The following is a 12,524-nucleotide window of genomic DNA, read 5'->3' on the forward strand; positions in this document are numbered from 1 at the left end:
CTATTAGGCTTTAGACAGTTTCAATCGTTCTTTTGACGATGTCGCAGGTAGAGCCACTCCCAGCTCTGTTAGCTTTTCACGGGCCAAATCTGAGCCAGTGCGCAAATAGCGATCATAGAGGCGAAGCACGTTTTGATCGGCCTGCACCTGAGATTTTTCACTGATATAATTCAGAACTTCAACAAAATCCAAAAAGCGTTTAGAAAAGGTCTGAAACACTAAAGACAGAGAGTCTTCTTTTGTCCAAACCGAAAGATTCGAATAGGCCGCAGAGCCAATTTCCACATAGTAATCCACATCGACTAGCTTACGTTGTAAAGAGTCCGAAAAAAAACCTGTCAGATACAACGCTCGATCACCGACGATCTTCATCAATTCTTTTTTCTTATTCGCTTCTGAGTTCATGGCCTGAAGATAGATTTCGGCGAAGGTTTCCAGTGGTTTTTCACCATTGCCTTCGTTCACAGGGCGATGAAAATTGCGCGAGTCGAGGTAATATTGAAGTAACTGCACCAGATAAACTTCAACATGGGGCGGGGTTTTTACTTTTCTGTTTTCGCAGGCCTCTTTTACAGCTTCTGAAAAGTGGGCTTCCGGCGTTAAAAACACAAAAGATTTCATTCTGAGACAACTCCTTTGTACCTGTTACTATTTTATCGGCATTTTCTTTAGACCGCTTAAAGTTTAAGACACAACACCCGAGTTTTCGACTTAAGGCCAGTCAAACAGAATCCGATAGGACCCTATGGCTATAGATTTCGGTCCTATCAAAAGCTTAATGGATTCCAGCGATATTTCAGAAGTGATGATCAATGCATGGAGCAAAATTTACGCGGAACACAAAGGGCTTTTGATTGCAACAAGCGCCAAATTTATTGATGCCCGTCAGTTTGAAGAATTACTTCATTCCATCTTAGCCGCAGACAAAAAAGATCCGCAACAGGGGCTCTTCTTTGATGGCGTGATTCATCCCTATGGTTATCGCTACAACATTACGTTTCCTCCGATGTCGCCTCGTGGACCGAGTTTAACTATTCGTAAATTCAACGTAAAAAACTTTACGTTACAGGATTTAATAAAGTCTGATTTTATCAGTGGCTCGGCGGCGCAGTTTCTACACTTTGCCGTACAAAGTCGTTTAAGCATTATTATTTCAGGTGGAACTGGTAGCGGAAAAACATCGTTCCTCAACACTTTAGGCTCGATGATTCCGCAGAGCGAACGCATCGTCAGCATTGAAGACGTGGCCGAGCTGCGCCTGAACCATCCTAACTGGTTACCCCTACAAGCTGTGCGGCAAGATGTACTGGGCGAAACGCGCTCGGTGACTCCGCGCGATTGTTTGGTGAATGCTCTGCGCATGCGACCTGATCGCATTATTGTGGGCGAGTGCCGTAAAGATGAAACTTTCGATATGTTGCAAGCGATGAACACTGGGCATGATGGCTCTATGACCACAGTTCATGGCAATACTCCGTCTGAGGCTCTGCTGCGCTTGGAAAGTCTGGTACAATTTTCTGGAATTGATTTGCCGATTCGTCATCTGCGAATGCAAATGTCGAAAGGAATTGATCTGGTCATTCAAATCCGACGACGTGCAGATGGAAAACGCGAAGTCAGTGAAATTATCGAGCTAACAGGAATGGAAGGCGAAGTGATTTCCAGATCGCCTATTTATGAAAGAAATAGAAACGGAGAACTGGCGTCTGTAGGTTATGTCCCGCGCAGTCTTGATAAAATCAACCGCGAAAAGACCCTACTGCCCGCTTCGCATTTTACGAAGCCTCCGACCTCTACAAATCCTACTGTAACGAAGAAGGCCTCTTAAAATATCTTTAAAGGCCCTTAACAAATTAAATCAGTAAATTAAATTAGCGAATTAATCTAAAATCGAACTAGCGGATATTCGATGCCCCGATAGTTAGATCCATCATGATTCTTTCTTTGAAGCGCTTGAAATCTTTTTCGGCCGAGTCTTGAATCATCGATCCAAATGAGATTTTATCGTGGCTCCATTGGCTGTCTGTTCCGAAAAGTAAAATCCACTCAGCACTTTCTTTAATCACAACCAAGCCCGTGCTTCCCGCCACTTGATTTTTTGAACGGCCATCTTTTGCAAACTCGGCGTGGTCACCAGTCGCTTTGATGTTGTAACTGCCCGTGTAGAAGTACTTCACATTTTGTTCCCCGCTAAGAACTTCGCCGGCACTGTAAAGAGCTGTAGCGCATCTCCAACCCAAGATTTGACGGCATTTCTTAATCGCCATGTCGGTGCCGATTTCAATAGACGCAGGTGCCTGTGGTGGCTTCCACGTATCGTCATTACCACGCGTGTAACGAATGTCCGATTGTTGTAAGTTATCAACCATCGAGTACTCATAGGCGTGATCGCTTGGACGGGCCGAACGACGATAGGAACTGAGTGTGTTCAATAAACTTTCCGCCGTCAGATTGGCCTTGTCGGCACTTTTATAGATCATCAAAAAATTGCGGTTAACAGCCGCACTCGGTTCGCCGTTAGTGAACTGAATGTTCACTCCTTTATTCTTTATAATGTTGGAGTCAATTTGGTTGATCGCGGCCAAAACAGCATTCAACTTGTCAGCCTCTGAGCTTGAATTAAACGCCGTCAACACGCGCTCAACATCATTTAAAATATTTTCGTTGGCTTGCATCGTGCGCTCGGACTCACTTTGATTTTTATCTAAGGACTTCGCCGGAGAAATCACACGATTATAGAGTTCATTATTACCGACAGTGCGCTCGATCAGCATTTCGCGTAGAGCTTCGATTTCCATTTGAGTTGACGCCAATTGGCTGGATACATCTGACGTTCCAGACGCTTCAACAGTTCCACTCGCCGTCACCCCTGCCGGAGAGGCCACAGCAAAAACCAGCTCTCCAGCGAAAGCAGCTTGGGATTGAGCCGCGATAATAACAGACAAAATCAGCGCCTTACGGCCTTTTTGAATAGAAAACACGTGAACTCCTTTAAAAAATTAATTCCAACCGTGTTTTCCAAAAGCAAACTCAAAACCACCCTTATAACTGTTATAATGCATTACAACTGTCTTAAAGTGAGACAGTTGACGAAAAAGGTAGGCCGTACCGTATCCGGCGATATAGAGCATTTGAATGAATTTCTTTTTGTTCATATGAACCTTCTTTAAAGAGACTCCTCATATATTTTTTCAAGATTTCCCTGATGATCAAATGTCCATATAGAATATTTTTTGTATCTAAAGCTTTCCACAATCACAATTATCCGATAATTGGACTCATTTAAAAATGGTCTGTAGCGTTCTTCGATCTTATCTGAGTAATCCGAGGGTATGTCTCGAAAGTAACTGTAGCCCTTTACCTCACTACCCATATTCAAATATCTATTGTTTTCTTCCGTGTTAAAATTATATTTTTCAAATTCTTTTTTGAAAGAGTCCTGAGAGACTTTAAACATTTCCATAATATGTTTCGCCGAACTTCGTTCGTAAACACTGAAAGCGAAGGATTTGTATTTCAGAGAAACAAAGACTGCTAAAAATACGACGATTGTAAGTAATATAACAATTCCCACTCTTTTGAAGTCGACTTTCAATGAACTCGAAATTTGGGAAAATCTCAATCTTACGTACTCCTTCAAACAGCGATATATTTTCGGAGTGCCCCTACGGGATCTAAAGCGTCTTTATTTGAGAATACATAAAATATTAAGTGATCTTAGCTATTTATGAATGGAAACAATTTTTTATTTCTTCTTTATAAGGATTTTTTGAAGACTCAGCTCTGCTTTTAACAATAAAAACAGAGCTTAAAACGAACACGCTCTATCTGTAAGCGCGTATATTTCCGGATAAGGTACGGCCTACATTTTCTCTTTCCCCACAATGCTCACCACGTGGGGTTGGCTGAAGAGGCGCTCGGATAGTTCTAGGATTTTGTCGGCGGTGATTTTGTTGTACTCTTCGGCGATGTTCAGGCTTTGTTCGTAGTCATTGCCATAAACTTCGTCAAAGGCGATTAAATTACATAACGCCGATTTTTTCTGAAGACCGATGTCGTGCTGACCAATTAAGTATTTTTTAGCGCGACTGATTTCGTCTTCACTGACTTTTTCTTTTCTGAGCTTGTTGAATTCCGCATGGAACATTTCAATCGACTTGTCGACTTTTTCAGGCGAGCACGCAATGTAACCGCCGAAGTAACCAGTCTCTAGTGATTCCATTTTTAGCGGAGACACCGAGTAAGCCAAAGAGTTTTTATCGCGAAGTTCAAAGAACAATCGTCCACCCTGCCCTGCCAATACCGCTTCAATCGCCTGTAGTGTGTAGCGATCTGGATCCGTTAAAGTTAATCCGCGCCAGCCGACGATCACATGGGATTGCTCTTTGTCTTTTTCAAGGAAGCGCTTTTTATTTTCTGTAAGCGCGGCCATTTTGTGTTCGCGCTTACCAGAGCCGTGACCTTGAATGTTTTTTTCGATTTTCTTCAACGCCGACAGCCATTGTTTTTTATTGTAATCACCCACAACCACAACCGTTAGATCCCGATTATTTAAAGTATTATCTTTTAATTGCAGAATGCGTTCGCGTGTCAGATTCGGCAAAGTCAGCGCTGTTCCTACAGCCTCGTAAGAGAGTGGATGATCCCCGAAAATTTCTTTTAAGAACTGGCGCACACACAAGCTCGAAGGATGATCTTCACGCGAGCGAATGATTTGCTCGATCACTTCTTTTTCACGCTGAATGATCTGCTCATCAAATGTTGAATTTAAAATGGAATCCACCGCGATCTCTAAAGCCTTGTCTTCAAAAGCAGACAAATAATCTAAAGAAAATCCATTGGTGTTTTTTCCAGAAAAGGCCGAAAAACCAATGGCAGACTCTTCTAGCTCTTGTAGAACTTGCTGTTCGCTACGTGTTTCTGTGCCGCTAACCCATACGCGTGACGTCAGTTCAGATAAACCCATTGTGTTTGGCTCTTCTAAACGAGCGCCACCGCGATAAACTAATTTTGCCGAAACAGTCGGTGTGTCTTTTGATTCTTTAAATAAAACTTTTATTCCTGAATCTAAAGTTACTGTTTCCACTTTTTTCTGAGCTGATGTTGTCGTGTTTTTTAACACCAAGTTTGGAATCTGCGGCTTTTTCGCTTTTTTCGCTGACTTCTGAGCCTTTGATTTTTTCGCACCTTTAGCGGCTAGGGCTGCTTCTTTTTTTGCAGCGGCTTTAGCCGCTTTTCTGGCTTCTAATTCGGCCTTCCACATGGCTGGAATTTTTGCCAGATGTGGGCCTGACTGTTTTTCGTCGATATCACCTAAAAAGGCCGCGCTTAGCGTTTCAATTTTCAAATATTTTTTAGCCACCGCTTGAACGTCTTTCGGCGTGACTTTACTTAAAGCTTTTAAATATTTCTTTTGAGCATTCTGATCGCCGAAATAGAACTCTTGCGATCCTGCCTTATTGGCTAAGCCATCAACTGTTTCAACCGAGTAAAATTGCTCGGAAGAAATGGCGACACGGGCCCTTTTGATTTCATTCCAATCCGGTTCGTTTTCTTGCAAGTGATGAATTTGTTGGAAGACCTCTTTCACCACTTCGTCCATCTTGTTTCCTTGATAGTGAGCCGAAACAGCAAAAAGACCTTGATCCTGCGGATTGTAGCTGAAAGCTGAAATCGAACTGACCACTGGTTTTTCTAGGCGAAGTTTTTTGACTAACACCGAGCTGTCCCCTTGACCCAAAACCATCGCCAGCACATCAAGCGCCGGAATATCTTTGTGGCGCACGTTCGGTGCCTTAAACGCCAAATGCAAATGGCGATCCTGAATTTTGTACTGCTGTACTTTGTACTGAAATTTTTTCTGTACAGGTTCTTTGGCGCGGGTCACTTTACGAAGTTTGTAGGGTTTGAATCCGCCGAAATACTCAAGAACTTTCTTTTTCATTTCTGGCGTTTCAAAGTCTCCGCTAACCACTAGGAACATGTTCGATGGTACATAACGGGACTGATAGAACTGTTTAATTTTTTTCGCAGACCAGCCACGCACATTTTTTTCGTAACCAATTACGGGAATACCATAGGCGTGTTTTTTAAACGCAGAAGAGAACAACAACTGCGAGGATCTGCGGCCCGGAGAATCCTGACCCATCTTGATCTCTTCACAAACCACTTCACGTTCGCTGTCGATCTCGGCCGGATCGAATGTTGGATAACCCATCATTTGACTGACCACATCTAGGGCCACATCGCTGAATGTTTTAGAAATCGTGACATAGAAAACTGTTTGATCGAAAGAGGTATAGGCGTTTAGTTCGCCCCCCGACGCCTCTACTGTGTTGGCGATTTCGCCGACTTTGAACTTATCTGTGCCTTTAAAGACCAAATGTTCGATAAAGTGACTGATGCCCTCTTCTGATTTTTTTTCGTCGGCACTGCCAGTTTTAACCCACATCTGCACGCTGACCACAGGGGACTTCTTGCTTTCGATTAAGAGGACTTTCATTTTGTTTTTAAGTTGATATTTTGTCTGCTTCATTTATAAGTTCCTTATGTCTGAGCTGTCTAAGCAATTTGGGATTTATATTCACATTCCGTACTGTCTGCAAAGGTGCACCTATTGCGACTTTGCGACCTACGTGCATTCCGAAATTCGTCCTCCTGAAGTTTACGTGGCCGCTGTTAAAAAAGAAATTTCCAATAAGAAAAATCTATTTAGGCATCAACAGGACAAACCCATCGACACACTTTATTTTGGCGGCGGAACTCCAAGTCTGATTCCGGCTCATTTGATTGTAGAACTGATTTCAGAACTCGCCAAGTTCGGATACAGAACTGGACCAAACACCGAGATCACGATTGAAATCAATCCAGCCACTGTAGATGAAAAAAAATTAGAAACCTATTTAGCTGCCGGAGTAAACCGCTTCAGTGTGGGCGCTCAGAGTTTTTCAGATCGTCTGCTTAAAATGGTGAATCGCGAGCACAACTCGGCCCAGACCATACAGACACTAGAGCTGCTGAAAAAGTATGATCTTAATTTCTCTTTCGATGTTCTGTTTGCTCTGCCAACACAGACTGTTAAAGAACTCACCTACGACATCAAAGTCGCCACCGAGATGGGTTCCCGTCACATTTCGCCCTATTGTCTAACCGTTCCTGAGGGTCATCCTCTGTCTAAAAATCGCCCGCTAGATGATGAACAGATTGAAATGTTTCAAATCATCCATCGTGAACTGACGGCTAAAAAATTTCATCGCTACGAGATTTCCAATTACGCTTTGTCTGGATTTGAATCGCAGCACAATTTATTGTACTGGACAGATAAGGACTTTTGGGGTCTAGGACTCAGCGCCCACTCGTATGCGCGATCAGCGCAGCACGATATGAAGCCACAACAGTGGGGTTCGCGTTTTTGGAATATCAATTCGTTCGAGCTTTATTTACAGCAAATGGAAAGTGAGTCGGAATTGGCGGGGCTTGATCACTATATTCCCCGTCAAATCGAACACTTACAGAAGCATGAATCCCTTTCTGATTACTGCTACACCTCCCTACGTCTAGACCGAGGTCTGTCTGTGGATAAGCTCGGGGAAAAGTACGGAAGCAAGACGAAAGACGCGGTTATCACACTGGCTGAAGATCTAGTAAACAGATCCCTTTTACAGAACTCGGAAGGCCATTATCGCCTGACAGAAAATGGGGTTTTAATCAGCAATCAAATCTTTGAAAAATTCAGTTTTTCAGAAGACGACTTATAAGCCTATTTTACTCGCTTTACGGCTTGGTTTATTGCCTGAGGCGCATTGACATTTTCTGTAGTAGACTCAATGTTTTAAAGATATCCAGAGAAGATAATTTAGAGGGTAATGCTATGTCAGAAAATAATGAAAAAAAGGTCGCGTCTGAAGAGGCTCAAGAAAACGGAGCTACAGACGGAACTCAAAAAACGGAATTAGAAATTGCTATTGAAGAAGCCGCTAAATGGAAAAATGATTTTCTGTATTTAAAAGCCGAATTCGAAAACTACAAACGCAACGCTTTGAAAGAGCGTTCTGATTTGTTGAAGTTTGGCTCTGAGCGTATTGCTCGTGATCTATTAGAAGTTGTGGATAATTTTGATCGCGCCCTTGAATTGGGCGTGACTCCTGAAACCGCGCAGACATTTAAAGTCGGCATGGAGATGACAGCGAAAGAACTGAAAGACATGTTAAATCGTCATGGAATTCAAGAGATTCCAAGTGCAGGTCAAATGTTTAACCCTCAACATCACGAGGCGATCAGTTCTGAACCCACAACTGAGTTTCCTGATGGACACGTGGCGCGCGTTTTTAAAAAACCTTACAAATTGCACGACAAAATCATCCGCATGGGTCAAGTGGTCGTAGCCACGACTCCGCAAAAGTAAAGGATCTGTGTGGCCGCTAAAGATTTTTATCAACTTTTAGGCGTTTCAAGATCAGCCTCTGCGGACGAAATTAAAAAAGCCTATCGGAAATTGGCGATGCAATACCATCCCGATAAAAATCCCGGTGACAAAAAGGCAGAAGATAAGTTCAAAGAGATCTCGGAAGCCTACGACGTCCTTAGCGATACGACGAAACGTAAGAACTACGATCAGTTCGGCGCGGCCGGAATTAACGGAAACCCTTTTGGCGGTGGCAACCCCTTCGGTGGTGGAGGCTTCGGCGGACAACGTCCACGCGGAGGCGCTGGTGGCGGATTTGGTGGAGCGGGCTCGGGCGGACCGGACCCTTTCAGTGATATCTTCGGGGATATGTTCGGCGATATTTTCAACCAAACAGGCAAAGGTGGCCGCGCAGGTGGTGCTGGCGGTGCCGGTGGAGGCTTCGGCGGAAATCCCTTTGGTGGATTCGGTGGACAGCGCTCGCAGCAACCGAATAAAGGTTCTGATTTAAAATACACTCTTTCTATTACTCTTGAAGAGGCCGCCGTCGGCTGCGAAAAGCTTTTGAGTTTTATGCGCCAAGTGGGCTCGAAGGAAGAGCGCGCGAAACTCTCTGTAACCGTCCCTGCTGGCGTAAAACAGGGGCAGCGCTTGAAGTTAGCCAAAGAAGGCGACAAGCCCTCTACAGGGGCCGCTGGCGACCTTTACGTCATTATTGATTTACAAGAGCACCTTTTGTTCCGCCGTGAAGAAAACGATGTGATCCTAGATCTTCCTGTGGCTTACACCGACGCGATCTTAGGAAAAACCGTAGAAATTCCTACTTTGTTTGGCAAAGCCGAAATTAAAATTCCTGCGGGAACGCATTCGGGTCAAAACTTCCGCCTTAAAGGCAAAGGCTTTCCGCGCATTGGCGCCACAGGCTCTGGTGATATGCTCGTGCGTGTGATTGTGGATACTCCGGCAAAAGCCAACCCCCGACAAAAAGAGCTCTTAGAAGAGTTGTCTCGTTACAACGAAGACACCCCTCTGGTGAAAAACTACAATGACAAACTACAAACGGTTCTTAAAGGCCGCAAATAAGCAGCAGCACATGCTGTCTGCTTATGACACATTGAAACTGATACAAGGAGCCGTGAATGACATTTCAGTCTGTTAAAAGATCCTCTGTAAAACCCGCGCTTTTATTGCTGGCGGGATTTTTTATTTTTGGCTGCGCGAGCAAACGAGTGGTTTACCACCCTTCTAGACAACAACAACGACCAGCCCAAAACCAAACAGGCACCACAGGCTCACAGGGCGCAGTACAAAGTGGTCAAGCCTCTCCGTCAGGAAGTGCGCAAGGAAATGTTTCAGGAGCTGTTTCAGGAAATACAGCGGGAGCTTCCGGTTCAACATCTTTACCTGTCACCCAAAATCCAGCGCCGATGTTGCCGCCACTAAATACCACCCGTCCTACAGAAACGACGAACAATCTAACTGAGCTTAGAAAAAATCTTCCCAACAAAAAAATTGCAGAAGACCTCATTGAAAATAAACTTTCTGAAGATGAGCTTGCTATCGCAGCGGCCACCCCGTCTTTTGACTCTGTTAAGCCACAGGTTCTTTTGAAGCTGGGTAAACTCAATCATAAAAATCGCAACTCAACGAAAGCCGCCGAGTACTACCGCGCGGTAAGCTCTTTATATCCCAACACGCCACAGGGCACGCAAGCCACGGCTTTACTGGGAAGTATCCAAGCGTCTTATTCGGTGGATGCGCGCGTGATTGGCGCCGTATTGCCGCTGACAGGCCGCATGTCGAGCATTGGTCAACATGCTTTGAATGCAATTCGTATGGGACTTGAACTCAACAAGCCTGAAGCGAAATACCGCTTGGCTCTGTTTGATTCGCAAAGCAATGCCGAGATGGCCGCAAAAGGCGTTGATAAGCTGATCAAAGAAGATAAAGCCATTGCGATTTTAGGTGGCTTCACAGCGACAGAGGCGACAGCTATAGGTCATCAAGCGGAACTGTTCAATGTTCCTTTTATCGCCTTTTCACAAAAAACTGGTTTAACGAATATCGGCGACTATGTCTTCCGCAATGCTCTGACTCCGGAAATGCAAGTCGATAAACTCACTCAGTTTGCTTTTGAAAAACTAGGTGCGCGCAAGTTTGCTATCGTTTTCCCTAATGACTCTTACGGAGTTGAATTCAGTAATATCTTTTGGGATCACGTCTTAGCTCGCGGCGGAGAAGTCACTGCAGCTCAGACCTACGATCCAAAAGAAACAGACTTTTCTGAAGTGGCGCAAAAACTTTTGGGAACTTATCACATTGAAGCCCGCGCCGAAGAATACAAGCAAAGACTGGCTCAACAAAAAGCGCGAAAGAAAAAACAAAAGAGCACACGTGATCACTGGGCCGATGACAATATCTTGCCGCCGATTGTGGATTTCGATGTGGTTTTCGTACCCGATAGCAGCCGTGCTTTAGGACAAATTTTAGCGTTCATGAAATACTACGATGTTCGCCAAATGAATTACATCGGCACGAATATTTGGAATTCTCCGGATCTTCCGAAGCGTGTGGCTGATGAAAATGCCGATCTTTATTTTGTTGAAGCGTTGGATGTTTCGCAGGGATCTACTCAGCACGAAAGCCCTTTTATTAAGGACTACAGCGCTCAGTTCAGTGAGTCTCCGACGATCGTGGAAATTCAGGCCTATGAAGCCGCTAGTATATTGAAGTCCCAACTGGATTCTGGGGTGAGCAGCCGTGAAAACTTGGCCTCTAGATTGCGTTATTTAGGGCGTTCTAATGGGGTTACAGGTGAACTGCGCATGTCTAACCAGCGGGAATTACAGCGCCCTTTACATATTTTAAGCCTAGATGCCGGTATTATTAAAAAAGTTGAGTAATTTTTAACCTTCCCTCTATTCCCCCCTGTCTTAATAACCAACAAAACGGCGGTCCTCAACAGTGAAGACACTGTAAGGACCTCGTTAATTTAAGGACAGGAGGTCTTATGGATTTAGTAAATGGTTCAAATCGTTCTAGCAATTCCACTGAAAATTCAGCTGAAAGTTCAACTGATAGTTTAGTTTCAGAATGTCGCAAAAAACTTTTAAAACTAAAATCTGATTTACTAAATCGTTCAAAACAGGCCGCTTCTGATTTCAATCAAATCGACAAAGCTGCCGGAGACGAAATTGACCAATCCTCTGCACACCAAGAAGAGCATTCGTTCTTGGTAAATCAAAATCGCATCAAAACTCAGCTGGTTGAGGTTGAATTTGCCTTAGCCCGAATCGAAAATGGAACTTACGGAATCTGCGAAGAAACCGAAGAAAAAATCGAGGCTGATCGACTATTAGCCATACCTTGGACTAGACTGAGCATTGAAGGTGCAGAAATCCGCGAATCTGCTCAAAAAAGATATGCTTACTAAGCCCTTAAAATAACTTCATCAATTGCGCGATGATTCGTCACCCCACAATCTAAACTTTCTTGGTGACATCGTTTTACCCTTATAGGTAATTATCCCTTAGAAATTTCGGAAACTTTTATCTAGGGGGGAATTAGATATGAAGAGCGCCGAAAACGACTCTGTTTTAACATCTGATTTTGATTTGATTAAAAAGTCTTTGCTCATGCAAAAGAGCGATATTCTTAACAAACACAAAGAGTTCAAAAGCTTGCAAACCGCTTCGGCGAAAGCAGCTGACGAAGCCGATGCTGTTGTTCAAAATTTACAAGACAATTTAAACATCCAATTGCACGAGCGCGATCGTCATTCTTTGATTTTGATCGACAAAGCTCTTTCTAAATTTTCTGAAGGTAGCTATGGCAAATGTGAAGCCTGTGAAGAGATGATCTCTTTACGCCGCTTACAAGCTCGCCCACTAGCCACTTTATGTATCGCCTGCATGGAAGAAAACGAAAGCGCCAACTCTTCCGCCGGCCGCAATATTCTTCAATAGCAGTTTATCCTTTATACGACTCCTTTAAGGCTCTGTTAAGGCTCAGTGGATGAGTGTTACTTACATGGATGTGAGTCTTCTTTTTAGACTCACGTTAGGATTTATTTTTATAGCCTTTAAAGCCTCAAACAGCCGCCGAAGGGCGGAACTCGTTT

At 43.9% G+C, this 12,524-nt stretch carries 11 protein-coding genes; 7 read left to right on the plus strand and 4 right to left on the minus strand.

Annotation, left to right across the window (positions count from 1 at the left end; translation table 11 throughout):
- Positions 1 to 3: 3 nt before the first annotated feature.
- On the minus strand, positions 4 to 621 hold the full coding sequence (locus A11Q_RS12925) for a hypothetical protein (RefSeq protein ID WP_015471273.1): 618 nt from the start codon (positions 619 to 621) through the stop codon (positions 4 to 6).
- Positions 622 to 745: 124 nt separating this feature from the next.
- Here A11Q_RS12925 and A11Q_RS12930 point away from each other — a divergent pair, with 124 nt between their 5' ends.
- Positions 746 to 1,828 (plus strand): TadA family conjugal transfer-associated ATPase, encoded by a 1,083-nt coding sequence (locus tag A11Q_RS12930; RefSeq protein WP_015471274.1) that lies wholly within the window; start codon positions 746 to 748, stop codon positions 1,826 to 1,828.
- A 67-nt stretch (positions 1,829 to 1,895) separates the two neighbouring features.
- Here A11Q_RS12930 and A11Q_RS12935 read toward each other — a convergent pair whose 3' ends face one another.
- The 3 genes from A11Q_RS12935 to A11Q_RS12945 all read right to left on the minus strand — a co-directional run bounded on the left by A11Q_RS12935 (position 1,896) and on the right by A11Q_RS12945 (position 6,535).
- Positions 1,896 to 2,981, minus strand: a complete 1,086-nt coding sequence (locus A11Q_RS12935) for a hypothetical protein (RefSeq protein ID WP_015471275.1) — start codon at positions 2,979 to 2,981, stop codon at positions 1,896 to 1,898.
- An 18-nt stretch (positions 2,982 to 2,999) separates the two neighbouring features.
- Positions 3,000 to 3,155 carry a hypothetical protein gene (locus A11Q_RS13915; RefSeq protein ID WP_015471276.1) on the minus strand — a complete coding sequence of 52 codons (156 nt, stop codon included), beginning with the start codon at positions 3,153 to 3,155 and terminating at the stop codon, positions 3,000 to 3,002.
- Between the two features lie 707 nt (positions 3,156 to 3,862).
- The gene (locus A11Q_RS12945; RefSeq protein ID WP_015471278.1) at positions 3,863 to 6,535 is read right to left on the minus strand and encodes a M16 family metallopeptidase; all 2,673 of its coding nucleotides are present in this window, start codon (positions 6,533 to 6,535) and stop codon (positions 3,863 to 3,865) included.
- Between the two features lie 13 nt (positions 6,536 to 6,548).
- On the opposite strand from A11Q_RS12945, the gene hemW reads away from it, so the two are divergent.
- From hemW to A11Q_RS12975, 6 genes are all read left to right on the plus strand, one after another.
- Positions 6,549 to 7,757 (plus strand): radical SAM family heme chaperone HemW, encoded by a 1,209-nt coding sequence (gene hemW / locus A11Q_RS12950; RefSeq protein ID WP_015471279.1) that lies wholly within the window; start codon positions 6,549 to 6,551, stop codon positions 7,755 to 7,757.
- A 113-nt stretch (positions 7,758 to 7,870) separates the two neighbouring features.
- Positions 7,871 to 8,404: a nucleotide exchange factor GrpE gene (locus A11Q_RS12955; protein WP_015471280.1), complete on the plus strand. Its 534-nt coding sequence runs from the start codon at positions 7,871 to 7,873 to the stop codon at positions 8,402 to 8,404.
- Between the two features lie 3 nt (positions 8,405 to 8,407).
- On the plus strand, positions 8,408 to 9,487 hold the full coding sequence (locus tag A11Q_RS12960; protein WP_041575320.1) for a DnaJ C-terminal domain-containing protein: 1,080 nt from the start codon (positions 8,408 to 8,410) through the stop codon (positions 9,485 to 9,487).
- Between the two features lie 56 nt (positions 9,488 to 9,543).
- Positions 9,544 to 11,307 carry a penicillin-binding protein activator gene (locus A11Q_RS12965; protein WP_015471282.1) on the plus strand — a complete coding sequence of 588 codons (1,764 nt, stop codon included), beginning with the start codon at positions 9,544 to 9,546 and terminating at the stop codon, positions 11,305 to 11,307.
- A 107-nt stretch (positions 11,308 to 11,414) separates the two neighbouring features.
- Positions 11,415 to 11,837 (plus strand): TraR/DksA family transcriptional regulator, encoded by a 423-nt coding sequence (locus A11Q_RS12970; RefSeq protein WP_015471283.1) that lies wholly within the window; start codon positions 11,415 to 11,417, stop codon positions 11,835 to 11,837.
- A gap of 136 nt (positions 11,838 to 11,973) precedes the next feature.
- Entirely contained in the window at positions 11,974 to 12,369 is a 396-nt protein-coding gene (locus A11Q_RS12975) for a TraR/DksA family transcriptional regulator (RefSeq protein WP_015471284.1), read from the plus strand.
- Positions 12,370 to 12,524: the final 155 nt, after the last annotated feature.

The organism is Pseudobdellovibrio exovorus JSS (assembly GCF_000348725.1).
GTDB classification, from domain to species: Bacteria; Bdellovibrionota; Bdellovibrionia; order Bdellovibrionales; family Bdellovibrionaceae; genus Pseudobdellovibrio; species Pseudobdellovibrio exovorus.